Genomic DNA, 26,401 nt, shown 5'->3' with positions numbered 1-26,401 from the left:
CTTGAGCTTGGGTATCAGGGACATCGACGGACCACCTCGGCGGCCCGGCGTTATCTGACGATATGGATCCGGCGCCGGCGATTGGCGCCACGGTTGCGGTCAATTACGCATTGACGCCAGGTGCTTCGCTTTATCTGTCCGGTTCGTTCGAGCGCGTGTTTCACAACCGCGGCAAGATGGAAATACGGGACCTGTTGGACGGAACCCGCCTCCCGTGGACGAAGGATGAGGCGGGGCGAATTTCGAGGCGATCTCGATCTCCTTCGGGCTCAAGGGCTCGTTCTGACTTCCAAAGACGTCAACGCAACCATGAGGACGAGCACCGGGCCGGATCACGAGCTGGATGATTCGAACCCATTTGTGGATCATGCTCTACCGAGCAGCCCTGATGAGCTTCTCAGCAAGTTTCGTCTTTCGAGCGATGATCTCGGAACCTTCATAGGAAAGATGACCGCTGTCTCGATAAAGGAATTTGCCGTCGATCTCGGTCTTGCATGTGATGTCGTCGCAGAGAAAGTCGTGGTAAGAGACAACCTCTACGTCAGCCTTCGAGGCCACTTGATTCAAGAACTCGAGCGTGCGCGATCGCATCCGGCGATAATCGCTGACATGTATCTTACAATCACTGTAGCGCCCGAGCATAACACCTCCCCTTGCCTTTCGCTCAAGGCAATCGGCGATATCGAAACTTGCGACTGGCGGAGGAGCAACAACGACCACTCGCTTGCCCAGGGCGCGAACAGCTTCGACGAGAGACTTGATACCCTCGGCGGCTCCATCTACCGAAGCTTCAACCTCCGCGAAAGTATCATTACTCCTTTTGAGCAGCATAAAGTCCTTCGATACGGCGGTGGCAAATGGGCTTGAAATGACGACGGTGCTCACCTCCGGGGCGATTTTTCAGGATGTCCAGAACACTGTCATTGAAGCGAATACAGTCCATGCCAAAGGCACGGGGGTAATAGGGAGTGGTTGTTGAGCTCTTCGAGAAGGCAGCAACGCCAATGGCGGGGAGGCATGCGCTCATGGTGAGCTGAGCCAGTCCGGCTTCTCCGACTGTTTTAGCCAAGCCGGGAACCAGTGCCATCGCAAATGAATCGCCCCAGACCAGCAAATCGCGGCCTGTCCCGTCGTCTGGCAAGCCTCCGGGATACCCTGAGGAGGCGATCCGGGACTGAAAACACATGCGCTTCCCAAGCCGTAATTGATGCGTCGGATCTCAGCAAAGTCGACCTTACTTTGGGTTTCGGCAATTGCGACTGAGGGTGCGAAGCCGAGAATAAACCGATACGGCGAGCAGGCCTGAGGCCATCCTCCTGCGAGACATGACGAGCCCCTGCCGAAACGGCTCCTCCACGAAACGGTGAAGAGCTAAGCTCGCAACAAAAGAGAAAGCAACTGCCGCATAGATCGCAAGCGCAGGCGGCTCTGCCAGCCAAACAGCCCTCACATAGACGAGCACGGGCCAATGGATCAGATAGAGCGAGTACGAGATGTCCCCAATCCTCGCCATGCCTCGAACTGCCACATTATTCCTGCTGGGTGCAAGCAGGAGGATCAGGGTTCCCAAACCAACCAAAGCTGCATCCACGCCAGGGTGCTGGGAGCCAACAGGGGCAACGGGAATAACAAGGAGAAGCGTGAGCGCCGGGAGGCGCAGCGCCGCAAGCTTGGCAGCACGCGAGGGCTGCCGGGAAGCAAAGCCCCGAACGAACCAATGGCTATTTCCCAAAATCGGGTCGGTAGAAGATAAAATGCAGCGGATGGGTCACGAGAAGCCACGTAAAGGCATAGCACGACGCTGGCAACGAGGAGCGAACTAACTCCCGTGAGCCACCATCTCTTGGGAGTCAAAGCCAAGAAAGCAGGAAGCAGCAGATAATACTGTTCTTCGACAGCGAGCGACCAGAAATGCAGAAGGGGCTTCGTTTCGGCGGCTCCGCCAAAATAGTCCGACTGAAACCAAAAAAACGATACCGGCTGTAAATGTAAGCGCCCCGAGGACCTGAGTACGAAACTCCCGCAGGCCGACGTCTGACAGAAAGAAGGGCGCAGCGATCGTTGTGAGCGCAATGACGACATAGGCCGCCCGCAACAGACGTTTCGCACGTTGATAATAGAATTCCCAAAAGCTGAAGCGTGATTGCTCAAGCTGCGTCTTGATGAGACCTGTGATCAGGAAGCCCGAAATCACAAAAAAAATATCAACGCCAAGATAACCCGCTGCAAACGGCTCGACACGGGCATGATAAACGACAACCAGCAGTACAGCCAGACCTCGCAATGCCTGGATATCAGTTCGAAATTCTCTCGGCATGGAAGACCTGATGAAATTCTCGATTTAAGTGGATGAAACTGAGGACTCGAGGCACGTTGTCAGCCATAGTTGTCTGTAGGAACGAAGTGAAAAATGGCGCCGTCTGGAATCATTCGCTGGATTGATTTCGACACGTTGTCCGTTTCCTCCCCAATGACGAAGAAAGTCGCCGGCAGCAGGTGTTGTGTGCTTGATTTCGGTCAATTGATGCTCCTCTAATGAAGCATGTCCGGTAATTCGTAAATCGATTGTTTGGATGACCTGCATCCAGGCGCTGGATCGCTCGCATACTCGGAACACGCGCTGACTATGGCTTTGCTCTTCGAGAAGACGAATGCGATGATCTGATAAAAGCCCAGGAAAAAAAGGAAAATGGGCGAAACGATCACAGGTCATGCGACAGGCGATCCTGGATGGTAAGGAGCGCTTTCTGCCAGATCCCGAGACGCTGCCTTTTCTGAAATTCATGTTTCCGGCAATTGGCGCGCGGGTCGAAAAACTTCTTTCCTCGGGCTTGGCGAGGTAGCGATCTTGATCGCCATGTAAAACCATACTTCCTCGACAACTGGCTTCATCGTCGATTTGGGCAGCGGGGTATGTCTCTGGATAGATTTTCGATGCGTTCCAAACAAGCCAGAGCGTAGGTTCTCGCCTCGCTTCAGATCGCGCAACACTCCGACCTTGAATGTCAGAAAAATGTGGGCTATTTTCTGACATATGAAAACCACTGCGACCTCAGTACCGGATCAGATCATGAGGCGCGCCCGTGCACGCGGGCGTGGTGGGGTTTTCACGCCTAGCGACTTCCTGGATGTGGCTGAACGCGCGGCGGTCGACCAGGCGCTCTCCCGACTGGTCAAGGCTGGAAAGCTTCGGCGCCTAGCGCGAGGCCTGTACGACTTCCCGAAGGTCCATCCGCAACTTGGTCCCCTTTCGCCGACTCCCGACGATGTCGCGCAAGCATTGGCGCGGGAGACTGGATCCCATGTGCAGATCGCGGGTGCGCGTGCAGCGAACGCGCTCGGTCTTTCCACTCAGGTTCCGGCAAAGAGCATCTATCTGACCGATGGCCCCTCCCGCCGTGTCGTACTGGGCAAGCGCGTGGTCGATCTGCGTCACGCCTCGCCCAAGCATCTGATCGCTCCGGGTAGCGCGGCCGGCACAGTCGTACAGGCCCTTCGTCACGTGGGGGCGGTACGTGCCCGCGACGTTGCGCAGATCGCGGCCCGTCGTCTTTCGGTCAGCGACAAGAAGAAGCTCGCATCGACTGCGGTCCAAGCTCCCGCCTGGATGCGGCCGACGCTTGTTTCGATCGCCAATGCGGCGTCGGGTGAGATCGATGGATAAGGTAGCTCTTCTTCCAGCCGGGGATCGGGCAGCCCTCTTTGGCGAAACAGGCGCTGGCCGAGGAGTCGCCAATACGATCATCGAAAAGGACTTCTGGGTCTGCTGGACGTTGAAGCGGCTTTTCGGCCTGCCTGAGAAGGATACCGCCACCCTTGTCTTCAAAGGTGGCACGTCCCTTTCCAAGGCGTTCGGCGCAATCCGTCGCTTTTCCGAAGATATCGACCTGTCTTTCGATCGAGCGGATCTCGGCTACACGGGCGACCGCGATCCCGAGAAGGAAGGCATCAGCAAGAAGCAGGCGAACAAACTTATTGAAGCCCTGGTGAGCGATGTCGAGAAGCATATTGCGGAGAAGCTGCTTCCGGCTCTTCGATTCGCCATCGTCGAGCAACTCGGCGAGCCGACCAAAGGCGAATGGTCGTTGGAAATCGACGCCAGCGACGCGCAGACGGTGAACTTCCTCTATCCGACCGTGCTACCTACCTCCGAATATGAAGGCATGGCCTACATCACCCCACGGGTGAAGCTCGAACTCGGCGCGCGCGGCGATCCATGGCCCACTGAACAGAGGATCATTCGCCCATATGCGGCGGAGGACTATCCCCACTTCTTTGAGGAGCCTGAGAGCACCGTCACCGTCCTCTCCGCCCGCCGCACCTTCTGGGAGAAGGCGACCGCATTGCATGCGGAGGCACATCGCCCCGCCGAGTCTCCGACGCCGCAATATTTTTCGCGACACTACTACGATCTCGCGATGCTCCTCGGCACGGACGAGGGCAAAGCCGCCGCCACCGATTTCGAGCTTCTCGCTCAGGTCGCCAAGCACAAGGCAACCTTCTTTCGTTCCGGCTGGGCCAGTTACGACACCGCCCGTCCAGGCGCGCTACGGCTCTTGCCGGACGAAAGGCGGATCAAGGATCTCCGCGCCGACTACAGGGCAATGGCCCTCATGATGTTCGATGAGAGCCCGCCACCCCTCGTCGAAATACTTGAGAAACTCGCGGCTCTCCAAGAAACAATAAACAAATAGCACAAGGCGACCCTGTGGGGAGAAAAGTCCATTAGACTAGCTCGTCACGATCCATTGACCTGCGCCTGTTTGACTGACTTCGTCGACTTCGCTCGAGGGGCGGATACGTGCTGGATTTCTCGGATTCGAGTTTCTCGGAATCACAAGGCGATCGAGTTCCTTGAATACGCCTTGATGTCATGAGCCTGTCGCGCGAGACGCTCCGGACAGGGGCAAATACTTGCCGCGGCGCAAGCCGCAGCAACCCGGCCAGTTGCGATCGGAGCGTTCGTCCTCGTAACGCGTTCGCCAGAAGGCTCGATCGGCTGCATCCGGTGCTTCGGACCGCATTCGCTGGAGCAACAATCACTGCCACGACTACCTATCGGCTTGGAATGCCGGTTTACGATCGCTGGGTGCCTGTGGCGAAGACTTAGGTCAAAAAGCAGAGGGAGCTTTTTATCACGCCGCAAGACAGCGCCACCGCATGCATGCTCAAGAGGGCCTTCAGCCATTGTGCGGCAACGGCGAGGCATTTGCCGGATACCGCAGTCCTTGGGTATGTTCACGGGCGGTTCACTCCGACCCAAGAAATCAGCTGCGTTTCGAAAGGTGAACTGGATCCATTGGAAAAACGCTCTAACGAGCAGCTTTGATCAGCCTCTCTGCAAGTCTCGCCTTTCGAGCGATAATTTCGGAGCCTTCATAGGAAAGATGACCGCTGTCTCGGTAAAGGAACTTGCCGTCGACCTCGGTCTTGCATGTGGTGTCGTCGCAGAGAAAGTCGCGGTAAGAGACAACCTCTACGTCAGCCTTCGAGGCCACTTGATTCAAGAGCTCGATCGTGCGCGATCGCATCCGGCGGTAATCGCTGACATGTATCTTACAATCACTGTGGCGCCCGAGCATAACACCTCCCCTTGCCTTTCGCTCAAGGCAATCGGCGATATCGAAGCTTGCGACTGGCGGAGGAGCGACAACGACCACTCGCCTGCCCAGGGCGCGAACGGCTTCGACGAGAGCCTTGATACCCTCGGCGGCTCCATCTTCCGAAGTTTCAACCTCCGTGAACGCACCATCACGCCTCTCAAGCAGCATGAAGTCGTTGGATACAGGGGAGTCAAACGGGCTTGAGATGACGACAGTTCGTATCTCCGGCCGACTTTTCAGGATAGCCAAGACACTGTCATTGAAGCGAATGCAATCCTCGCCGAAGGCGCGGGGATAGGGAGACGCTGCACGCTTGGAGAAGGCGGCAACGCCAATGGCGGGGAGGCATCCGCTCATGGTGAGTTGAGCCAATCCGGCTTCTCCGACTGTTTTGGCCAAGCCGGGAACCAATGCCATGGCAAATGAATCACCCCAGACCAGCAATTGCGGCCTTTTCGTCGTCTGACAGGCCTCCGGGACACCATGAGGAGGCGATCCAGGTGTGAGATCACATGCCCTTCCCAGGCCGTAATTGATCCGCCGGATCTCCGAAAAGTCCGCCTTGCTCTGGGTTGCGGCAATGTCGACTGCGGGTGCGAAGCCGAGAACAATCGATGCGGCAACGAATCCTGGGGCCAGCCGTACATGCGACGTGACCACCCCCCGCCGGAAGGGTTCCTCCACGAAACGGTAAAGAGCCCAACTCGCGACAACTGAGAAGGCAATTGCCGTATAGATCGCAAGCGCAGGAGGCTCTGCCAGCCAAGCAGACCGCACGTAGACGAACACGGGCCAATGGATCAGATAGAGCGAGTACGAGATGTCCCCGATCCTTGCCATGCCTCGAACCGCCACATTATTCCTGCTGGGTGCAAGCAGGAGGATCAGGGTTGCCAAGCAAACCAACGCGGCATCCATGACCGGGTTCTGAAGCCCAGTAGGGGCAATGGGAACAATGAGGAGAAGCGCTAGCGCCGGGAGGCGCAGTATCGCAACCTTGACAGCCACGCGAGAGCTGGCGGGAAGCAGCGCCCCGAGCGAACCAATAGCCATTTCCCAAAAGCGGGTCGGCAGAAGATAAAATGCAGCGGATGGGTGACGAAAGGCCACATAGAAACATAGCACCGCGCTGGCAACGAGGAGTGAACTAACCCCCGTGAGCCACCATCTTTTGGGGGTCAAGGCCAAGAAGGCAGGGAGCAGCAGGTAACACTGCCCTTCGACAGCGAGCGACCAGAAATGCAGGAGGGGCTTCGTTTCAGCGGCTCCGCCGAAATAGTCCGACTGAAACCAGAGAACAATATTGCCGGTCAATGTGAGCGCTCCGAGGACCTGATTTCGGAACTCCTGCATGCCCATATCTGACAGGAAGAAAGGCGCAGCGATCGTTGTAAGCGCGATGACGACATAGGCAGCCGGCAACAGACGTTTCGCGCGCCGATAATAGAAATCCCAAAAGCTGAAGCGTGATTGCTCAAGCTGCGTCTTGATGAGGCCGGTGATCAGAAAGCCCGAAATCACGAAGAAAATATCGACGCCAAGATACCCGAACGGCTCGATGCGGGCATGATAAAGGACGACCAGCAGGACAGCCAAACCCCGCAAGGCCTGGATATCGGTTCGAAACTCTCGTGACATTAGTGGACCTGTTGAAATTTCGATTCAAGCGGATCAACTGAGGGCTCGCAAAGGGTGGTACTCAGCCAGAGTTGCCCGCAGCAAAGTTCATGCCTTCGGCAGTCGTACGTTGCTTTAGCTTGCCGTTCTTCCGTTTCTTCGCCGGTACAAGAAGTCGCCTTCACGTGGGCGACCACAACGAGGATTTCCGACATGCCGAACAGATGAGGACCGTCGTCGTCGAATGCCAAGTGAATGCTGTGCCGCCTGTGCACTCGTGCCAAGCAACCACGCCGACGTTTTGAAACGGCTCAGACCGCCCAAACGAGCAGCGACATCACTCGAATCGTAGGCGATCGCGCAAGGCTCAGGTCCGGCTGCGGTCCAACTTCGAATTGCCTTCGAATCGTCTTGCGTTGAAGGCCCCTGTCGGCCGGTACGATTACAAAAGAGCTTGGCGACTTCGACATGGTCGGCGAGTTGCTACCTACATTCCCGGTGCAGCTTGCACTGCACCTCAGAGCACATGCAAAGACCTCCGCCTTCTTGATCGTTCCCGAGGCAGGCCGCGATCGAAGCCGCTCCTGATTGGTGCGCATCAGGCGTGGTCGCCAATTATTGCGATGCTCTCAATTGGCCGGCATAATCCTTGCGTCAAGTTCCGGTCCGATCTGTTCTTAAGCCATTCCCGTCCTTCCAGCGCTCGCAGTGGGCTGTCGATGTGATTGATTTCATTTGATTGATGTTCTTCTATGAGGTGTGTCGGCTAATTCGTAAAATCGATTATTTGGATGATCCCCATCCGCGCCACGGATAGGGCGGTCCGGTACGCCTCTTTAAAGAACACGCGGCACGGTAAGCGCTCTTCGGATCCTTCGCGATTGCTGGCACGCATGCGGGTCTGCTCCATCACCAGTATTGTCGCGATCGATCGACTGAGAAGCGGCTTGGTTTCGCGCGACATCAGTGTGTGTGCGCTCAGTTCGCGGTGCGTGACCAACCCGGCAATGATGTGAGGCGTGGGCCTTTCGGCGCCATGGAAAAGAGGTTTTGTGACGCGCCAGTCAAGATTAGAGCCTCCAACAGCGCACACGCCGCAAAGTCGCGCTCAGCATGAACGCAGCTTCAGATGCGACCTTCGACTATCCATGACCTGGATGTGTTCAATCCAATCATTCGATTTTGCCGAACTTACGGGATGTTGCATTAGGACCGACCGCACCGAGAGCGGGTGGTTTGAACAGTACCCCCATATACGTTGGCCATGTACCGTTTTCGGGTATGGCCCGTTGTAAAATTGAACTGAGGCGAAAACGATTTTGAGACGTCGACTCAAGCCCCGCAGCCGGATCTCCGCAAAGACGAACGCGTGATCCTCGCAAACGGCGCGACCATTCAGTTCGCCGATGTCTAATGCTTGATCGGGCGGCTCGCCCGGAATCCGAACCCGTTGTGCTTATTCGCGGTCGCACGGGGGTATCAAGAAGATCTAACAGCACGAAAGGCAATTGAATGCTTAGTTCCGCTCACTCCGATCCGAAGGATCTCGAAGCAATCGCCCGCAGCGGCGGGACTGTCCGCCGCATAGCGGCCCGAGTTCCTACGTATCTTACGGATGTGCGGGAGAACCCGGCTTGGCTTCCAATGTTCCTATTGGCTCGCATGATGCCTTTCCGCAAGGCACATTGGCTAACCGCAAGACCCGTTGTGCGGGACAAGAGTGCTACGCCTTCCATTTTCGGCGGTCTCCAGGCCGAAGCGATCGCGGCGGAACTGAGAAGAACGGGTATTTTTACGGGCCTGACCCTGCCAAGCCCAATTCAGGAAGCAATTGCACGCTTCGGGCACGAAACCCCTTGCTTCGGCAATTTCGAACGCAAGCTCGAGTTCCTGGCCGGCGATCATGCCGAAGCCGAGCGTCGCTTCGGCCGCACTATTTTGAGCGGCCATCATTATGAGCGGATTATGCAATGCGACGCCGCCGTAGCCGTGCAGCAAGACCCGCTGCTTCTTAATGTGGCAAGGCACTATCTCGGCGGCGAAGCCAGATTGATCACGACGCGGACGTGGTGGAGCTTCCCGACACGAAATGCCTCCGATGCGGATCTCAGCCGTGCTTCCTTCAAGTTCCACTTCGATCTCGATGATTGGCGGATGCTGAAGTTTTTCTTCTATCTGTCCGACGTCGATGCGACTTCCGGCCCTCATGTCTACTTGCGCGGCAGCCACAATCGTCGACGTTTGAAACATCAACTGACGCTGCTCGTCGGTCATCCTGCCCAGGAAGTGCTGGCGTTCTACGGTGAAGAAAACGCCATCACTTTAACCGGCAAGGCGGGCACAGGCTTCGTCGAAGATCCGTTCGGCTTCCACATGGGCACGTTGGCAAAAGAAAAGCCGCGTCTGATGATGGAGGTCGGATTTGGCGTCTCGAAACCATCAAAGCGCCGATACCACGGTGAGCCAGTCATTCGGTAATGCCCGTCGTGCGGCCGCAATCATGGTGATCCAAGCTTAGGTTCCAAAATGGAACCTTAACAGCTATACAAGGCTATGGCTGCTCGGCCATAGTGACTCGCCCGCCAGTTCTACTGGATTGTGAACGAAAAAACTCACTCAAGGAAAAGTGCCGGCGCAAACGTCTGCATCAAGCGGAAGCAACAGTAGAGCGCGATAGGTCAAGGGAGGGATACCGTCGCGAAATAAACATGGAGAAATGCATGCTTATTGCGAACCCTGGACAGAAAAAAGCGGAGCCCAAACCTGTTGATTTGCACGTCGGCCATCGAATTCGTATGCGGCGTGTTTGGATGTCAATGTCACAGACGATCCTTGCCGAGCAAATCGGAGTGACGTTTCAGCAGGTGCAAAAATACGAGAAGGGCATCAACCGAGTCGGAGCGAGTCGCTTGCAACAGATCGCCGACGCGCTGGACGTGCCGCCATCGTACTTCTTCGAAGAAATGCCTGGCGCCGGCACGAACGGCTTCGATCGCGGCGCCGTGCAATCCCAACTTCAACCTGAAATTATCGACTTCGCATCGAGCGACGAGGGGCGCGCACTGATTAAGGCCTTCTCCCGTATTGGGGATGCGAGCGTCAGAAGCCTGGCCATCGGCCTTTTGAAGGCTGTCTCGCGGATCGGAATGCATGAAGATCAGGCTTCGGAATCTGAGGAGCCAAGGAATGAGCAACATCCAAGATAGCCCCGTTCAACGCGAAAGGCAGTTTGCAATGGCAATCTTCGGAAGGTCGTGATCCGATCAGGCCCCAGGGGCTTCGGTGGAACCTGCAAGTCCGTAGATCCTGAAGATTGCAAGGCGGAATTTCCTTCGGTTGTCTTAGTAGTCGATTGACGGCTGGCCGGCTCCATGAGGTACTTCGGCCTCGCTCCTCCGTCCCGTTTCTGAGCCCAAATTCTAATCCTCCTGCTTCATCTGTCGAAAATATACGCGAACAGGGGCGTTATCGGCACAACAACGAAGGCCATAATGGCATCAAGGACCCTGCTTTCGCTAACTCAGGAGGAGCAACTCCTAAATGCCACGTGCTTGAGGCGGCAGGAGCGCATGCGCTGCCCAGGACATCCCCCGAAGCGGTTCCGACAGCTGCGTCCTAGGCAGGGCGCGTAACCCCATTCCTTCGAAATCGCGAGAGCGCTCTTCGGCGACAAGCGCTCCCGGCACCCCCCGAATTCTCGGCGGCAGGACCGTGCGGTCGAAAATGCCAGCAACGCATCCGCTTTTTGATAACTGGGGATACTGATGTTTTCACCGTCGCTCAGCAGCAGCTTGTGACATTGTTCCTGAACTGAGCTCACTGTCGCGAAGTGCCTTGGTTACCGGACGCCGGCTGTACTGGCATATTTGTGCGAACGCGGGTCAACCGCAACCCTTCAGACGCCATCGGCACCCGGCATATCTTCTCCAAAGCCCCTGAAAACGCATGTCTTTTATCCATGGCGCCAATAGGTTTCATCCAAACAATAAATTTTGCCAATCCGAGGCAATGTTGCATGAAGTCAATCAGACCAGACCGGAGGTGATAACAGCGGTTTGAGCGTCCCCGGGCGATGTACCCAGGTCGCTGAGACTCAGCGGCCGGATGTATTTGTTTCATGCACAGAAAAGGAGCTCGTGATGAAGCTTTCGCCTCTCGCTTTGCCGGTGATCTAGCCGGGACCGACCTGCGGTTTATGTGGTCACCGCTTTCGGCGAAACCGCGGATGAGAAGTGGTCATCGTTAACTAGCATTCGGCACGTCCTTAGTCAGTACAGAGGGCCAATGGTGAAAACAGGACAGGCGCAGCCATGGGATGGCAATACTTCTAAAGAAGACAGCCGGCAATGTGCGGGCACTCAAGGTGATCTCACCACAACCGCAGCCGATAACTTGAGGCGGGCGCAGCAGTTGTCCGCGGGCCTTACCGGCAATCCGAGCCTTGCCACAGCCCTCCGCGCAACATCGCTGGACCAGATCCTGGACGAGTGGGCTGCCGAAGAGGGGCAAGGGGAAGATGAGGGTCGGCAAGAGGCGGTGAGACGAATCAGTGCTTGGGTGGATGCCGGCGACCTCGACGCAGCGCTGAACCTGTCATGCCTGCGCCTTAGGACCCTGCCCGCCGCGTTGCCCGCCGGGCTCCGGCACTTCAATGCCGACTGTAATGAGTTGACCAACCTGCCGGCCGAGTTCCCGGTCGAGCTTCAAACGCTCAATGCCAAGTACAACCAGTTGGCCAGCCTACCCGACCCCCTCCCGGCCGGACTCCAGACCCTCGAGGTCAGCTACAACCGTTTGACAAGCCTGCCCGATGTCCTACCAACTACGCTTCGGTGGCTCGACGCAGGCGAAAACCAGTTAACCAGCCTTCCAGACAAACTCCCGTCCGGGCTTCAGACGCTCAACGTCGACGGCAATCAACTGACTAGCGTTCCCCTCAACCTCCCGGCCCTGCTCCAGACCCTCAACGCCGACGGCAATCGGTTGACAAGCCTTCCCGACAATTTCCCGGCCGGGCTCGAGACGCTCAATGCTAGCGGCAATCAACTCACCGACCTTCCCGGCGATCTCCCGGCCGGACTGCGGACGCTCGGCGCGGCCGGCAACCGGCTGACCGGTCTGCCAACCAACCTTCCGGCCGGGCTGCGGAGGCTTAACGCCAGGTGCAACCTGTTGATCAGCCTGCCCGATAAATTGCTGGCACAGCTAGGCTCCGGGTGCATGGTTTTCCTGGAATCTAATCCGCTGTCCAAGCGGGTGCGAACGAACCTGGCGGCAGCCATGAATGCAGCAGACTATAGAGGCCCGCGGGTCTTTCTCTAGGGGACCGAGGACGAGTTTGGGCAAAGGATGGCCGAGGACTGGCAGCGCCCGTCAGTCCCAGTAGATCGCCACAAGGCGATCATCCAGGCATGCCTGCATCTCGGCTTCAACTGGCTGGCTCAGTGCGGATATTGGTAAAGCATTAGCATACTGTGGCCGTTTGGCCTGGAGGACGTGAAGTGCACCGTTCGGGCGGATCATCGCTGGCACTCACGTATCAACGGACATTGAAGGTCGGAAACCATACGCTGTCGCACTACGGCGTATCGAGAACAGCCGATAAGTTGAGTTGAGGTTGGGGTATGTCCCCGACTTCACAATCACCGATTTAAGATCATTCACAGCTACGAGCCGCTCGAGAAGGTCGTCACGGGCATTAGTGCCGAACCCTAGAAGGATTTTGCCTCTTTCCGTAAGAAATTCTCGGCCTTCCGACAGAAATCTCTCGAGCAGTCTGTAGCCGGGATCAAATGCTCCACGCTCGACGTCATTTATAAACTCGAAGTCTTCCGGAGCGAAGTTCCAAGGGTGGTTCCAAAATATAACGTCGAACTTCCTCCCAGGAGGAATGCTACTGAAGATATCGCTTTCGATGACCCCGACGTTCTTGATGCCGTTTCTTGCGGCATTCTCCAACGTGTTCGCGACAGCCTTCGGATTGATATCGCAGGCTAGCAACGACAGCGCACCAGTCTTTGCCAACAAGAGGCCCGGGAGACCGAAACCGCAGCCGATTTCCAAAATGGTCTTTCCATTGAATGGAGGGAAGTTCTCGCTAAACCAACGCCAACTTTGGAAATCTTCAGGAGGAAAAACGCCTTCTCGTACGATCAAATCGAGCCCGAACTCCCGCATCTTCCGCGGGAAAGTTCTCTGTTGACTAGTCCTGAGCACTGTCCTGATTCTATCGAGCTCACTCATACGTTCTCTCCGAAGACGGTCGGTAATGCTGTTGAGTGTTCAACAGTTTTCTGGCGCTCCTTCAGTTGAAGAGTGCTTGTTGGAAAGATATGCAGCGGGCCCCTCTGGGGGTCTTCGTATGTCGGAAAAACATTGCACACATCAAATCCCCACCTGCGTCGCAGATTAGGCGATTGGGAATGCTTACCTCGCTTGTCCAAATGACTATGGCAACTAAGATTTACTACACACTCTGGTAAGCGCTTGTATCCTCCCTGATACAATTGAACCATGTTCCGACCAACGCGAGAAATTCAGGAAGGATGCCATTCCGGACCTTGCGGGAAGTCGTGGGTGTCGACATCGAGCTGCTCCGCTCCTGAGGGAAGTCAATGCCTACAAGCAAGCTCCGTGCCCAACCGGAGAAGTCTCTGTGGAAGCTATCACCGGATTGAATACGCCCCTTCGGGCGCCGGCGTAATACAGGGTATTCCCTGTTGCCAGTTGCAGGCGCAGCGATTGTCATCGGTGACGTTGTCGTGTGTGCCGGCACTGACGTCGACGAGGCGCACTTGGCTTCATCTGGCCAGCAATCTAATGCTGTAGCTATCCAACGCGACTGCGGTGGATAGCGGCTGAGCAGTTTCCACAGCGACAAGGGCGTTAACGAGGGGTCCCTGGAAGACGCCTCGCCTCCAAGCAGGAGGCTTGTCCGCTCGAAAGGACTGTAAACTGACCGCTCCTATCGCGGCACGTGGTGTGCTCGCTATGCGCCAGATACCATCAGCGGGATGCTCAAGGCGGTATCCGCGTGATCGAGGATTTCGAAAGTGTATTTCCCATCCGGACCCACACTAACTGAGTAGCTCAACCGGTCGCGTATATGATTGTTCTCATCGAACGTGAGGACCTTCGGCTTCAACGAGGTGATCTGGCGTTCGTCGAGATAGACGGAGTTGCAAATGATGATCTGGTCCCCCCGGCTGACAGGTGCGTGCCGCGGCTCCGTTAAGAATGCAGCACCTTGAGCCGCGTTCACAAAGGATAACGTACGTGGAGATCCGTGCGCCGGAATTCTTGTTCCAGATTTCAACGAACTCCATAGGCAGTATGCCGGCTTCCTCGCAATGATCCGGATCCAGCGTAATCGATCCGTGATAGTTGAGATTTGACTCGGTCACGTGGATGCCATGCAATTTGCCTGCGACCAGCTTTCTCAATTACTTCACCGTCACTTCTCTCGTCGCTCTAATGGACAAAGTTTGGAGTCGAGGGTTCCTCGCCGAAGTCCAGGCGTGGCTCGCATTGCTCGTCCAGCCATGGCGGCAATCTTAAGGTGGACCTTGCTATGCGGCAGCAAAGCGCTCAAGCATCCTCTTGAGCTGGGAGTTCTGTGCACGAAGCTGTTCAGCCAAAAGCCTCTTGAGACGTCTGTTTTCTACGTCAAGGGCCGCGAGTTCCTCGAAAGAAATCAGATGATTTGCGGTGTTGTGCTGGCTGCTTCGATCGCTGCGCACAGGCCCCGACGTAGGGGAGATTGCGTTCATATGTGCCGTGCGCGTACGAGAAGCGCCACGTGATGCTCTTCGCGCCTGCGATGCCGGCTGGCTTTCCTGCGCTTGCGCAACAGGTTCGGCTGCCGGACCTTCCGCCTCGGGCTGCTTGGACGCTTCGACTCCTGCCTCTGCGACCGCCGACACTACTGGTGGGGCGACTTCGATGTTGTCTGCGCCCTCGCTGGCAGAGCCTGCATTTAACGGCTCAACCGGCGTGATGTCAGTGTCAGGCGTGACAGGTGCTTCAGTTGAATTGAACAGGTGCGACGCCTCATCTTCCACTGCGCGGGAAAACGCCTTGAGGTCTGTGTCGCCCCAAATTGAGTTCGTCTTCGCCTTTGGTTGTCGGCGCGCCGACTTGATTTCAACAACGAAGTTCCGTTGTGGCACTTTCATATACCTGAACCCTAGTAATCCCTGAAACAACACTAATCGGCGCCACTGCGCTCGCCGGCGGACCCATATATCTCCTTACCGCACGCTTCAACTAACAAGCGCGCGAGCGCGTCGACTTGTCTCTCGCGACACCTCGTAGTCGGCATGCGTCTGACGACGCCGTTTTTGCGGAAACATTCGAGGCCGGCCCCAAAATTACTCCTGTCACGCAAGATTGGGACGATTGAGTAAGAGCGCCTGCGCAGCCTGAATCATCTAATCCAGGCCGAGCCTCTTGCGCAGTTCGGCATTTTCCGCGCGCAACTTTTCCGCCAGAATCTTGCGAAGCCTCTGATTCTCCTCTTCAAGCTGGACGAGATCTGCCAATTCATCTCCAGCCGGAAGGGGCTTCTTGCCCCCTTCATCAGCGGACTTTGCAGCCCGTTTCCACTGATAGTAGGTTTGCTCCGATATGCCGGCGCTCCTGATAGCGTCCTTAAGTGTGCCTTTGCCTTCCGCGACCTGCGTTTCGATCAGCTTGAGCTTCTCGCTTTTTTCTGGTTCGCTATATTTCCTGGTCTTAGCGGCCGGCTTTGCGGCAGTTCGAACCGGTTCGGCAGCGGTCTTCTGACGCCGTGGCGACCTCTGCTTCTTACCCGTTGGTGGTTTCGCTTCGGCATTCGTCTCTGCAACCGCAGAGATCGGCCCTGTATTACTCTCGTCAGCCATCCCTAGACCCTCCTTAGCCATCGTCTGTTGTCGGCTGAGTGAACTACAGAGTCAACAGAACCGTCAAACTCCTATTTTTCGCATGGTTGATGTTGCATGGTTGATGTTGGGTCCGTGCCGATATGAGGCTGTGGAGCGGCCACCTGTCCGCCCTGATCGGCGCCAACGCTGAATGCTGGGGGAAGTGTGGTAGCGGAGTCCGTTCTGGTCTCTATCACCGACTGGACGGTCCAGGGTTGATCGACACGGGAACTTGGCAAGTTGCCCTTGTCCGAGCGATCCGGCAGTACTTCGATCGCCCCGCCCCGATGGCAGCCGACGTGGATACTCAGCCGCAGACGATTGGCAGCGGCTCTTCCGGATGACGGCCGATCCGTGCGACATGGATGCAACATGTTAGGAGATGGCCAACCGGGAATGATTTCTAGTCGCGCCGGATCAGGTTAAGCGGACACGTTGTTCTCTTCGATGGCGAACGCCACTTGCAGCTCCATCTGTACCGCGTGCATGAATAGGCCGGCTTGGCGCGATATCTCTTCCTCGACAACACCCGACCTTCTGAGCGCGGCGGCAAAGTCGGTCATCTCAGACCGCCAGAAACGGTTTGCTTGCTCTCCATGGAGCCTCTGGAGGGCTTCTGCGCAGCGTTTGACATCGCCCATGCGCCGATTAGCCGGGAACTGCAGAACCGTCATGCTGTCTCCATCATTGGCAGGCGAATCGCCTGAGGATGTGGCTACAATCGCCGCCAGTCCTTCACAAAGATTAAACAGATTGCTCATGCCGGCTCAAGGAAACGCGAACCCACGCGACATGAATCGGTGCAAAAAATATCGGAAACAAAAAAGCCCGCCTCATTCGCGAGGCGGGCCAGTGTGGCAAATTCCGCTTGTCCATAGCTTGTCACCGTTTATGGTCACGCCCTCCCGTTACGCTCTTCGGCGGTTGCGTTCGGATATCGCGGCGCTGCGAGCATGAAACGAGAGCAACATGCATCGATCCTCCTCGCCAACATTTCAGCGAAGTGCGCTTGAGTCGCGAATTCACAAATTGCGTTTTCCCCAACAATGATCCAAACCAAGCAATGAGCCTCACCACCCAATTCATTGCCGAGCTGATCAGAGCCGCCAACGAAGCGGACAGGCTGACGCCGTTCGAGGTCAAGCGGCTCCTCAATCGCTCGATCGCGACGATACGCGACATGCGCGAGGCGATCGGGATACCAGGCAGCAACCGAGCGAAGGATGTTGTGATTGATCTTCAGGTGGCGGCGGCCCGAGCGGATAGGCTGACCGCTGCAGAGATCAGAGACACTCTCATCGATGCCGCCGATGTGATTAGGACGTTGAAGATTCTGCTTGATGGCAAGGAATGAAATGCGTTTACCCTGCCCCGTGTTTTTTGAAGAGGCGTAGCGGAAACGCGGAATCGGACTTCCTCTCTGGTGAAAGCGTAGATAGCGTCTCTACGTAGCTGATTCTCTTCGGCTGCGTCCCCGCATCCAAGGAAGGCAACTGGATGTGGGATTTGCCCCGCCCTCGCGCGGGGCTTTTTCGTGGCCAGAGGAGGCTAGGCGACGGGATGCGCTGGCAAGCCAGCAATCGTGTTCGCCCACGGAACGTGTTATGAATGTCCATGCCTGAAAGCGACCAGCAATACGAGTTTTCTGAATTCTCCGGCGAATTTGTCGACGACGATGTGACCGTCATTTTGCGCATTTACCGTCCCGCTGGCACAAACTCCGACTGGACGCTCGAGGTGTTCGACGAGGAAGGAAACACTACCGTCTGGAATGACACCTTCGACACCGATCGAGACGCATTCGAAGAATTTCTGGCCACCGTTCAGCGTGATGGCATGCGGAGCTTTCTCGACGAGCCGGTGCAGAAATTGCATTGACACCTGAACCCGCCGACCGACGAGGCGCGTGAGTCGTAGTCGCTGATGCCGTGACATGAAGGAACCCCTCACCGTCCGCCGCCGTTTTCCGTCATACGCACGGAGGAAGTCATGGCAACCAAGGACACCAACGCAAAGCCAGAACAGGCGACGCCTGCCGACGTCCATCAACCCGCGGACCGCAAGAAGCATCAGGATGAGGAGTCGATTGCACCGTCTACGGTTCAGCCACCTGGCGCTAAGGACACGAGCGAAAAACCGAAAGTGAATCCGGTTACAGGTGGGACGGCATAGGTCTGCCGGCGGCATCCCGCTGCACACGGCACCGACCGAACGCGTCAAGCAATTGTCACCTCGTCGTCATGCTCGACGGCTAAGAGGTAGCAATCTCGCCATTGACCACGGATGTACTGGCAATGGCTGCAGGAAGGTCGGGGTAGCCCCGGCCTTTTTTGTTGCCTACTGCTCGTGAGATGCCAAACTCTCTGTACGGATACAGATGTCGCGGGAGAGATGGCGTGGCGAGAAGCAAGGAACACATCGATAACCTGTTGAGATTGCGTCAGGAATTGGTCGAGCGTCGACGCGCGGTTGCCAGCAATAGCGAGCCAGGGGAGATCGTGGCAACTGCAAAGGGCGTGATTGAATTTCAGATGAGTATCGAGGCGATCGATCGAGCCATAGACGACGAAAGAAGACTACACGGGGCACCAGTACCCCGTTTGGGCGGCGCTCCTAATCCTTGACCGCGACTTGCACTGTGACAGCCTACGACCTGTCGGTTGCAGTGCGTGGGGGTAGGAGATCGTTCGTGGATTTAGCGTATCCTGGGGACGCGGCGAGCGTTCACGACATTCTTGAGTTAGCGGGGCATTACAGGATGGCCGCTAAATTGCTTGGCGAGCACGCGCCACGGGGTGAGCAGTTATCCCACGCTCCCCGCCGGCTTCTGGCCCTCCACTCGATTGAGCTGCACCTGAACGCGTATCTCATCACTATAGGGTACGACTCTAAGTCCCTTCGCGGCCTTCAACACGATGTCAGCGAACGAGCGCGAATGGCGATTGATGCAGGCCTACTCTTGCGCAAGCGCACAGAACAGCACTTGGCGACCCTGTCATCTAGCAGAGAATACCTCGTCACCAGATACGGCCCTGAAATGACCGCCACCCTGTCGCAAGTGAACCGAGTTATGGCAACGCTCGACGAGTTGTCGCTGAAGATAGGGAAGATCTTGCACGGGCGCGGCGCGCCTACTGCTTCGGCCGGGCGGCCACGCTAGAGGCTGAGGATCGAACGCGGTGGCGCGGGGGATCATCGGCAGATCACGATGTCCAGTCGTAAAAAGGCACCGGTCGCGCTGGATGGGACAACAAATGACGAAGACTCTAACCGGCATAGCTAAGCGACTCAGAAACGAACTCGCAAGCGCTGCGACACGTGGCACATTGCGCCTAACTTATGGACAGTTCGGCGACCTGGTCGGCATCCCTCCCGTGTTCTTCGAGTGCAACAGGACGGAAACGCATCGGACTCTGGCAAATGCGAAAGGAGTCGACAGGGTCAAGACATGACAAAAAAGACGGGAATCTGTCGAAAAAGACAAATCAGCATCTGTTACCGCCTTCCTTCCGGCCGAAATACCTGCACGTTAAACGAATCTGACCGATGGAGACAAAGGAGAAGACGTTGAGTGAATCACGTTCGGGCAACGAGGAACGGAAGCTTGAGCTGACGAGCCGAATCGTCGCCGCTTATCTGAGCCGCAATGTCGTTCCTGTTGAGGGCCTGCCTAATCTTATTGAGCAGACGTTTTCCTCATTGAGCAGCACATCTCAGCCAGATACGGCCGCACCTGTCGTTGAAGAACGTCGCCCCGCCATTGCGATCAAGAAGTCGGTGACATCCGATTTCATCATTTGCCTCGAGGATGGCCAAAGGTTTAAAACGTTAAGGCGGCACCTGATGGCAAAGTACGGGCTCACACCGGAGGAATATCGGGCAAAATGGAATCTTCCGGATGACTACCCGATGATTGCTCCAAACTATGCTCAACAACGCTCGGCCCTCGCGCGCGCAACCGGTTTGGGCAAGAATCGGTAGGACCAGAGTTGGAGCCCGCAGCTTCGGCGGGCCAGCGATCGACCTGAAGTGTCGTTAAATGGTCTCGGGCATAGCTGTCACACCTTGCGCAACTTGCGCAGCTGTCTCGTAGAGCCGTCTTTTTCGCTGTCGTTCGAAATGGAGGCGCCGCAAGGTTGCGGCGCTCGTGCCGTGAAGCTTAGTCGAGTTGCAGCACCTGGTCTCAGAGGCGATGCGATGCCTGAGTTATTGCAGACCGGTTCGCTGCCAAACGGATCACGCGCCGACGATCGTGCGCGCCGCCGGTCTCTTTATCACGGTAGAAATCCGGCATGAAAACAGTGTACAGGGACGACACCAGTTGGCCGGAACTGAATGGAAGCCATGATCGCCGTAAACGACGACACAATTGCCAGCCGCATCAGCCGCATCCTCGCCGATCGGATTGTCACTGGCCAGCTTGGCCCAGGCATGAAGCTGAAGCAGGACAAGTTCGCAGAGGAATTCGGCGCGAGCCATGTGCCGGTGCGCGAGGCGTTTCGGCGGCTTGAAGCGCAAGGCTTGGTTGTCAGCGAGCCACGCCGCGGCGTCCGAGTGGCCTCCTTCGATCTCAAGGAGGTCCGGGAGGTGGCGGAAATGCGGGCAGCACTCGAAGTGCTCGCGCTCAGGCATGCGGCGCCGCACTTGACGCCATCCATTCTCAACGAGGCAGAAGAAGCGACAGTCGCAGGCGACAATTCGCGTGATGTCCGATCGTGGGAGGATGCGAACAGGCGTTTCCACAGGCTCATTCTTGCGCCTTGCGGCATGCCGCGCCTGCTTGCTGCAATTGATGATCTACATGCCGCAAGCGCGCGCTTTCTGTTTGCGTCCTGGCGGTCCGAATGGGAAGTGCGGACCGACCACGAGCATCGTGCCATCCTTGCCTTTCTGCGCGAGGGAAAAACCGAAAACGCCTCGGCAATTCTGGAGCGTCACGTCCAACGGATTGGGCAAAGACCGATCAACGGACCCTCCGGCGCGAGGCGCGATATCTTCGCAATCGCCGGCTGACAGCTAAGCCCCTCCTCCCGACCACTTCATTCACCACGACGCCTCTCCCGGCAGTTGAGTGTCGGAGGGTGCATGCTCTCGGCGTGCTTGCTTGCATCCAACCGCAAATTATAGATAGAAATAAAATTCTATTGATAATGATTCTTGCGCGCGGAGGCGAACTTGCCGGGAAAGCTGAACCGAACTGTCGCAACCGAACAAGAATCGAAGCGATGGATCCCTTCGGACGCCAAAACAATCTATAATTTGCCATTCAACGATTTGCTGTACCGGGCACAGACGGTGCACCGGGCAAATTTCGATCCCAATGCAGTGCAGATGAGCCGGCTGCTTTCGATCAAGACAGGCGGCTGCGCCGAAGATTGCGGCTATTGCAGCCAGTCGGCTCATTATCCGACGGGGCTCAAGGCCTCGAAGCTTATGGAAGTTGAAAGAGTTATCGCCGAGGCGCGCAAGGCCAAGGAGGGGGGCGCGACACGCTATTGCATGGGTGCGGCCTGGCGCAGCCCGAAAGACCGCGACATGGACGCAATCGTCGCTATGGTTCACGGCGTAAAGGCGCTCGGCATGGAGACGTGCATGACGCTCGGCATGTTGTCGCCGGATCAGAGCGCGGCGCTCGCCGACGCCGGTCTCGATTACTACAACCACAATATCGACACCTCGGAGCGCTTCTACAGCGAAATCATCACCACTCGCACCTTCGCCGACCGCCTCGAAACCCTTTCGAATGTGCGCGACGCCGGCATCAAGGTCTGTGCCGGCGGCATTCTGGGGATGGGCGAGACGGCCGATGACCGCATCTCCATGCTGGTGACTCTCGCCAATCTTCCCTCCCCGCCCGAAAGCGTGCCGATCAACATGCTCATTCCGATTCCCGGGTCGAAACTGGCCGATGCGGCTCCGGTCGACCCGATCGAGTTCGTGCGCACCATCGCGCTTGCGCGCATCCTGATGCCGCAATCCCATGTGCGACTGTCGGCGGGACGGACGGAAATGACCGACGAGATGCAGGCTCTCTGTTTCTTTGCCGGAGCCAATTCGATCTTCGTCGGCGACGCGCTGCTGACCGCCGACAATCCCGGGGAGGACCATGATGCCGGGCTCTTCCGCCGACTCGGCCTGAAGCCGATGGCACTGGAGCCGAACACATGAATGGCAGCGGCCTCGACCGCTACGCCCGGACATTGGTGGGGCTCGAGCGCAAGGGACGACACAGGGCGCTGCTGCCGCCGGGTGGCATCGATTTCACGTCCAACGACTATCTGGCACTCGCCGGTTCTCCACGCCTCAAGGCTGCCATCGCCGCCGCGATCGAACGCGGCGTGCCGGTTGGCGCCGGCGGCTCGCGGCTGCTGCGCGGCAATCATTCGGAGCATGAGGCGCTCGAGGCAGAGGCTGCCGCCCATTTCGGTATGGAACGCTGCCTCTATTTCGGGAGCGGCTATGCGGCCAACGCTGCGCTCTTTGCGACCCTGCCACAACGGGATGATCTGATTGTCCATGACGCCCTGGTGCATGCCAGCGCGCACGAAGGCATTTCGGCAAGCAAGGCGCCGGCAGTCTCCGTACCGCACAACGACGTCGAAGGTTTTGCTGACGCTATAAGACGATGGCGACTTGCGGGCGGGACCGGCCATCCGTGGATTGCCGTCGAAAGCCTCTACTCGATGGACGGCGACCGCGCTCCCCTCCCCGAGCTTGCGGAACTCGCGGACCGGCATGACGGCTTTCTGGTGATCGACGAGGCGCATGCCACGGGCGTCTTCGGCCCGCACGGGCGCGGTCTCGCCCACGGTCTGGAAAACCGCGAGAACATCATCGTCCTCCACACCTGCGGCAAGGCGCTTGGTGTCAGCGGCGCGCTGATCGGCGCCAGCGCCGTGATTTGTGACTACCTCGTCAACCGGGCAGGTGGCTTCATCTATTCGACTGCGCCGTCGCCGTTGATCGCCGCGGGGGTGCGTGAAGCGTTGAGGATTGTTGCCGATGAGCCCGAGCGCCGGTTCGCTTTGGACGTGTTGCGAACATTCGCCAATACGGAACTCGCGGCCGTGCTCGGCGTAGAGGGCAGCGGCTCGCAGATCCTGCCGGTCCCGATCGGCGACAATGCCCTATGCCTGAGGATTGCGGCGCGCATGCGTGCCGAAGGCTTCGATATCCGCGCGATACGGCCGCCGACCGTCCCGGAAGGCACGGCAAGGCTTAGGATCGCCATCACCCTCAATGTCGACAGGCCGACGATTTCGCGGATGCTCGCGCGGCTCGCCATGATCATGGCGGAGGAAAAGCCGTGACGTGTCGCCTCGTGGTCACCGGAACCGATACCGGTATCGGCAAGACGGTATTTTCCGCCGCCCTGACGGATGCACTCGGCGCCTGTTACTGGAAGCCGGTCCAGTCCGGTCTTGAAGGTGAAACGGACAGCGAGACGGTTCAGCGGCTTGGCCGGATACCGTCCGCGCGCATCGTGCCGGAAGCCTACCGGCTGCGCACGCCGGCTTCGCCGCATTTGGCGGCCAGCATCGACGGAATCCATATTAAGGCCGAAGCGCTTGTCCCGCCTGTGACGGAGGGGCCGCTGATCATAGAGGGCGCAGGCGGGTTGCTGGTGCCGCTTACCGCAGAGACCGTCTTCGCGGACGTTTTTGCCCGCTGGCAGATACCCGTTGTGCTGTGCGCCCGCACGGACCTCGGAACCATCAACCACACACTCCTGTCGCTGGAGGCGCTGCGCGCGCGCTCGATTCCAATTTTCGGCGTCGCTTTCATCGGCGAAAAGCAAGCGGATACGGAAAGCATCATCGCCAAGATGGGCCGCGTCCGTTCGCTCGGGCGGCTGCCGAAACTGGACCCGCTGACCCCGGAGCTGCTGCGCCAGGTCTTTCGGGAGAACTTTGATATCGGCCTTTTCCTGAAGGAGCCGGCATGATCCGCTCACCCATCTGGCATCCCTTTACCCAGCATGCGCTCGAGCCGATGATGAAGCGCATCGCCAAGACCGAGGGCGCCTATCTCATCGACGAGGACGGCACGCCCATTCTCGACGCAATCTCGTCCTGGTGGGTGATAACCCACGGCCACCGCCATCCGGCGATCATGGAGGCGATCCGAACGGCCTGTGAAACCTACGACCAGATCATTTTTGCGGAATATTCCCACGAACCGGCGGAGAAACTGGCGACGGGCCTGATCGAAGTGGCGCCTGCCGGACTCGCCCACGTCTTCTTTTCCGACAGCGGCTCCACCGCCGTCGAGGTCGCGCTGAAGATGGCGCTTGGTTTTTTCCATAACATTGGCAAGCCACGGAGCCGCGTCGTGGTCATGGAGCACAGCTATCATGGCGACACGATCGGCACCATGTCGGCGGGAGAGCGCGGCGTCTTCAACGCGGCCTATGAGCCGCTGCTCTTCCAAGTCGATCGGCTGCCGTTCCCTCAGGCAGGCTCTGATCAGGCGACACTCGATGCTTTCGAAGCGATATGCCGTTCCGGCAAGGTCGCCGCCCTCCTCATCGAACCGCTCGTTCTCGGCGCTGGTGGCATGAAGATGTATCGGGCGTCGCTGCTTGCGGAACTGAAGGATCTCGCCCGGCGGTACGGCTGCCTGACGATCGCCGACGAGGTGATGACCGGCTGGGGGCGAACCGGCAGCCTCTTTGCCTGCGAACAGGCAGGCATCGCGCCAGATATCCTCTGCACGTCGAAAGGCTTGACAGGCGGGGCGCTGCCGCTGGCGGCGACGCTTTGCACCGCCGAGATCTTCGAGGCGCATCTCTCGGCGGATCGACGCAAGACCTTCTTCCATTCCAGTTCCTACACCGCCAACCCGATCGCCTGCGCGGCCGCCGTTGCCAATCTCAATATTTGGCGGGAGGAGCCCGTGCGGGACCGCATCGGCGCGCTCGCGAAGCTTCATGAGAAGGGGCTCGCTCGCTTCGCATCCGACCCCCGGTTTGCCAATCTTCGGCAAATGGGCACGATCGCCGCTCTCGACGTCGTGGTGCCGGAGGGCGGCTATCTGTCCGAGATCGGACCCCGCCTTCGAGCGTTTTTCCGCGAGCGCAAGCTGCTGATCCGCCCGCTCGGCAACGTCATCTACCTGATGCCGCCGTACTGCGTCACCGCTGCCGATCTCGAGCGGGCCTATGACGCGATCGACGAGGCGGCGGGCCTTTTTGCGGCAGGGCGGCTATGAGGGGCGCACCTGCATCGCGTCTTGCGGGGCTCGGCCACGCCGTGCCGGACCGACGCGTCGAAAATGCCGAGATCGAAACGAGACTAGGCCTGGAGCCCGGTTGGATCGAGCGCCGGACGGGTATTCGAACGAGGCACTGGGTTGACGATGGCGACACCCTCAGCGGACTTGCGGCGAGCGCCGGAGAGGCGGCTCTCGACGACGCCGGCATCGCGCGCGGGGACATTGCGCTGACGCTGCTAGCCACATCGACGCCTGATCATCTTCTCCCGCCGTCTGCCCCGTTGCTCGCTCATCGTCTTCGCTTGCCCAATAGCGGTGCGATCGATCTTGCCGGCGCCTGCTCGGGCTTTCTCTATGCGCTGACACTTGCCGACGGGTTCGTGCGCGCGCAGGGGCGGCCGGTCCTGGTCGTGGCGGCAAATATCTTGAGCCGGAGGATCAATTCGGCCGAACGCGCAAGCGCGGTCCTTTTCGCGGATGCCGCCGGGGCCGTCGTGCTGGCGCCGTCGGACGAGGTCGAGAAGGGCATTCTCGGTGTCGATCTCGCCTCGGACGGAAGCCGTTATGATCTGATCTCCATTCCTGCCGGCGGCAGCAACCGGCCCTTCGCTTCAGGCATTCCAGCGGAGGATTTCCTGATAACGATGCGAGATGGCCGCGAGATGTTCGCGCAGGCGGTTGAGATGATGGCGACCTGCGGCGCCCGGGCGCTCGCCGCCGCCAGTCTGGACGCGACAAGGATCGACCGCTTCGTGCCTCACCAAGCCAATGCCCGAATTTTTGACGCCGTCAGCGACAAGCTCGGCATCGACCCGGGACGAACAGTGCGAATAATCGACAATTATGGGAACTCGTCAGCGGCGACCATAGCGCTTTCCCTGTCGCTCTCGCATCAAACGAGCCCACTTGTTTCGGGCGAAAAGCTGTTGCTTACCGCCGCTGGGGCCGGCTTAACCGGAGGGGCTGTCGTTTTCGGGGTATAGTTGGTGGGTGCTGCGGAAACACCCCTCGTCGAAGGTTCCGAATTTGAAAACTACGTTGTTGCACATGCAAAGGCGCCGTTGA

Annotated in this window: 26 protein-coding genes and 2 pseudogenes; 16 read left to right on the top strand and 12 right to left on the bottom strand. The window is 58.0% G+C overall.

All coding sequences use genetic code 11. The annotated features are described in order from the left end of the window. Positions 1 to 372: 372 nt before the first annotated feature. The 5 genes from FKV68_RS33570 to FKV68_RS22875 all read right to left on the bottom strand — a co-directional run bounded on the left by FKV68_RS33570 (position 373) and on the right by FKV68_RS22875 (position 2,869). A complete protein-coding gene (locus FKV68_RS33570) occupies positions 373 to 885 on the bottom strand; it encodes an SGNH hydrolase domain-containing protein (protein ID WP_345799328.1) in 513 nt (170 codons plus the stop codon). Continuing rightward, positions 812 to 1,087 carry a hypothetical protein gene (locus FKV68_RS33565; RefSeq protein WP_269808467.1) on the bottom strand — a complete coding sequence of 92 codons (276 nt, stop codon included), beginning with the start codon at positions 1,085 to 1,087 and terminating at the stop codon, positions 812 to 814. The genes FKV68_RS33570 and FKV68_RS33565 overlap by 74 nt, the downstream gene beginning before the upstream one ends. Before the next feature lie 147 nt (positions 1,088 to 1,234). Next, on the bottom strand, positions 1,235 to 1,732 hold the full coding sequence (locus tag FKV68_RS33310) for an acyltransferase family protein (protein WP_246452685.1): 498 nt from the start codon (positions 1,730 to 1,732) through the stop codon (positions 1,235 to 1,237). Positions 1,733 to 1,819: 87 nt separating this feature from the next. Beyond that, positions 1,820 to 2,317: an acyltransferase family protein gene (locus tag FKV68_RS33305; RefSeq protein WP_246452683.1), complete on the bottom strand. Its 498-nt coding sequence runs from the start codon at positions 2,315 to 2,317 to the stop codon at positions 1,820 to 1,822. Between the two features lie 24 nt (positions 2,318 to 2,341). Continuing rightward, positions 2,342 to 2,869: a hypothetical protein gene (locus tag FKV68_RS22875; RefSeq protein WP_180942247.1), complete on the bottom strand. Its 528-nt coding sequence runs from the start codon at positions 2,867 to 2,869 to the stop codon at positions 2,342 to 2,344. A 201-nt stretch (positions 2,870 to 3,070) separates the two neighbouring features. On the opposite strand from FKV68_RS22875, the gene FKV68_RS22870 reads away from it, so the two are divergent. Together FKV68_RS22870 and FKV68_RS22865 are read left to right on the top strand one after the other, a co-directional pair. Further along, positions 3,071 to 3,664: a DUF6088 family protein gene (locus FKV68_RS22870; protein ID WP_180942246.1), complete on the top strand. Its 594-nt coding sequence runs from the start codon at positions 3,071 to 3,073 to the stop codon at positions 3,662 to 3,664. Beyond that, entirely contained in the window at positions 3,657 to 4,694 is a 1,038-nt protein-coding gene (locus FKV68_RS22865) for a nucleotidyl transferase AbiEii/AbiGii toxin family protein (protein WP_180942245.1), read from the top strand. The genes FKV68_RS22870 and FKV68_RS22865 overlap by 8 nt, the downstream gene beginning before the upstream one ends. A 618-nt stretch (positions 4,695 to 5,312) precedes the next feature. Here the strand turns inward: FKV68_RS22865 and FKV68_RS22860 are convergent. Both FKV68_RS22860 and FKV68_RS33830 read right to left on the bottom strand, forming a co-directional pair. Further along, positions 5,313 to 7,241, bottom strand: coding sequence for an acyltransferase family protein (locus tag FKV68_RS22860; protein ID WP_180942244.1), 1,929 nt, complete (start codon positions 7,239 to 7,241; stop codon positions 5,313 to 5,315). Between the two features lie 114 nt (positions 7,242 to 7,355). Next, positions 7,356 to 7,688: pseudogene (locus FKV68_RS33830) on the bottom strand (hypothetical protein); the annotation flags it as partial. Positions 7,689 to 8,732: 1,044 nt separating this feature from the next. Here FKV68_RS33830 and FKV68_RS22850 point away from each other — a divergent pair. The 3 genes from FKV68_RS22850 (at position 8,733) to FKV68_RS22840 (ending at position 12,542) form a co-directional block, all read left to right on the top strand. Beyond that, complete coding sequence (locus FKV68_RS22850; protein WP_180942243.1) at positions 8,733 to 9,698, top strand: phytanoyl-CoA dioxygenase family protein; 966 nt, start codon at positions 8,733 to 8,735, stop codon at positions 9,696 to 9,698. Between the two features lie 242 nt (positions 9,699 to 9,940). Beyond that, a complete protein-coding gene (locus FKV68_RS22845; protein WP_180942242.1) occupies positions 9,941 to 10,426 on the top strand; it encodes a helix-turn-helix domain-containing protein in 486 nt (161 codons plus the stop codon). 1,078 nt (positions 10,427 to 11,504) lie between these two features. Next, positions 11,505 to 12,542, top strand: a complete 1,038-nt coding sequence (locus FKV68_RS22840; protein ID WP_180942241.1) for a leucine-rich repeat domain-containing protein — start codon at positions 11,505 to 11,507, stop codon at positions 12,540 to 12,542. 210 nt (positions 12,543 to 12,752) lie between these two features. On the opposite strand, the gene FKV68_RS22835 is transcribed toward FKV68_RS22840, so the two are convergent. The 5 genes and pseudogenes from FKV68_RS22835 to FKV68_RS22815 all read right to left on the bottom strand — a co-directional run bounded on the left by FKV68_RS22835 (position 12,753) and on the right by FKV68_RS22815 (position 16,884). Next, the gene (locus FKV68_RS22835; RefSeq protein ID WP_180942240.1) at positions 12,753 to 13,463 is read right to left on the bottom strand and encodes a methyltransferase; all 711 of its coding nucleotides are present in this window, start codon (positions 13,461 to 13,463) and stop codon (positions 12,753 to 12,755) included. 745 nt (positions 13,464 to 14,208) lie between these two features. Further along, positions 14,209 to 14,662, bottom strand: a pseudogene (gene panD / locus FKV68_RS22830) (aspartate 1-decarboxylase). A gap of 126 nt (positions 14,663 to 14,788) precedes the next feature. Beyond that, the gene (locus tag FKV68_RS22825; RefSeq protein WP_180942239.1) at positions 14,789 to 15,394 is read right to left on the bottom strand and encodes an MreC domain-containing protein; all 606 of its coding nucleotides are present in this window, start codon (positions 15,392 to 15,394) and stop codon (positions 14,789 to 14,791) included. A gap of 255 nt (positions 15,395 to 15,649) precedes the next feature. Continuing rightward, positions 15,650 to 16,102 (bottom strand): transposase, encoded by a 453-nt coding sequence (locus tag FKV68_RS22820; protein WP_180942238.1) that lies wholly within the window; start codon positions 16,100 to 16,102, stop codon positions 15,650 to 15,652. Positions 16,103 to 16,545: 443 nt separating this feature from the next. Further along, positions 16,546 to 16,884, bottom strand: coding sequence for a DUF6074 family protein (locus FKV68_RS22815; protein ID WP_245181574.1), 339 nt, complete (start codon positions 16,882 to 16,884; stop codon positions 16,546 to 16,548). Positions 16,885 to 17,186: 302 nt separating this feature from the next. On the opposite strand from FKV68_RS22815, the gene FKV68_RS22810 reads away from it, so the two are divergent. The 11 genes from FKV68_RS22810 to FKV68_RS22760 all read left to right on the top strand — a co-directional run bounded on the left by FKV68_RS22810 (position 17,187) and on the right by FKV68_RS22760 (position 26,319). After that, positions 17,187 to 17,477 carry a hypothetical protein gene (locus tag FKV68_RS22810; RefSeq protein ID WP_180942237.1) on the top strand — a complete coding sequence of 97 codons (291 nt, stop codon included), beginning with the start codon at positions 17,187 to 17,189 and terminating at the stop codon, positions 17,475 to 17,477. A gap of 260 nt (positions 17,478 to 17,737) precedes the next feature. Further along, positions 17,738 to 18,001: a hypothetical protein gene (locus FKV68_RS22805; protein ID WP_180942300.1), complete on the top strand. Its 264-nt coding sequence runs from the start codon at positions 17,738 to 17,740 to the stop codon at positions 17,999 to 18,001. Between the two features lie 111 nt (positions 18,002 to 18,112). Continuing rightward, the gene (locus tag FKV68_RS22800; RefSeq protein ID WP_180942236.1) at positions 18,113 to 18,295 is read left to right on the top strand and encodes a hypothetical protein; all 183 of its coding nucleotides are present in this window, start codon (positions 18,113 to 18,115) and stop codon (positions 18,293 to 18,295) included. A gap of 224 nt (positions 18,296 to 18,519) precedes the next feature. Then, entirely contained in the window at positions 18,520 to 18,747 is a 228-nt protein-coding gene (locus FKV68_RS22795) for a hypothetical protein (RefSeq protein WP_180942235.1), read from the top strand. Positions 18,748 to 19,690: 943 nt separating this feature from the next. Continuing rightward, entirely contained in the window at positions 19,691 to 20,104 is a 414-nt protein-coding gene (locus tag FKV68_RS22790) for a Ros/MucR family transcriptional regulator (RefSeq protein ID WP_180942234.1), read from the top strand. 363 nt (positions 20,105 to 20,467) lie between these two features. After that, positions 20,468 to 21,136 (top strand): GntR family transcriptional regulator, encoded by a 669-nt coding sequence (locus FKV68_RS22785; protein ID WP_180942233.1) that lies wholly within the window; start codon positions 20,468 to 20,470, stop codon positions 21,134 to 21,136. 174 nt (positions 21,137 to 21,310) lie between these two features. Next, positions 21,311 to 22,291 carry a biotin synthase BioB gene (gene bioB / locus FKV68_RS22780; RefSeq protein WP_245181602.1) on the top strand — a complete coding sequence of 327 codons (981 nt, stop codon included), beginning with the start codon at positions 21,311 to 21,313 and terminating at the stop codon, positions 22,289 to 22,291. Beyond that, positions 22,288 to 23,433 (top strand): 8-amino-7-oxononanoate synthase, encoded by a 1,146-nt coding sequence (locus tag FKV68_RS22775; protein ID WP_180942231.1) that lies wholly within the window; start codon positions 22,288 to 22,290, stop codon positions 23,431 to 23,433. The genes bioB and FKV68_RS22775 overlap by 4 nt, the downstream gene beginning before the upstream one ends. Continuing rightward, a complete protein-coding gene (gene bioD, locus FKV68_RS22770) occupies positions 23,430 to 24,068 on the top strand; it encodes a dethiobiotin synthase (RefSeq protein WP_180942230.1) in 639 nt (212 codons plus the stop codon). Before FKV68_RS22775 ends, bioD begins: the two co-directional genes overlap by 4 nt. Next, a complete protein-coding gene (locus tag FKV68_RS22765; RefSeq protein ID WP_180942229.1) occupies positions 24,065 to 25,333 on the top strand; it encodes an adenosylmethionine--8-amino-7-oxononanoate transaminase in 1,269 nt (422 codons plus the stop codon). The genes bioD and FKV68_RS22765 overlap by 4 nt, the downstream gene beginning before the upstream one ends. Further along, positions 25,330 to 26,319, top strand: a complete 990-nt coding sequence (locus FKV68_RS22760) for a beta-ketoacyl-ACP synthase III (protein ID WP_180942228.1) — start codon at positions 25,330 to 25,332, stop codon at positions 26,317 to 26,319. The genes FKV68_RS22765 and FKV68_RS22760 overlap by 4 nt, the downstream gene beginning before the upstream one ends. Positions 26,320 to 26,401: the final 82 nt, after the last annotated feature.

It is taken from the genome of Sinorhizobium mexicanum (assembly GCF_013488225.1).
Taxonomy (GTDB): Bacteria; Pseudomonadota; Alphaproteobacteria; order Rhizobiales; family Rhizobiaceae; genus Sinorhizobium; species Sinorhizobium mexicanum.
This window is presented reverse-complemented; position numbering and strand designations above follow the sequence as displayed.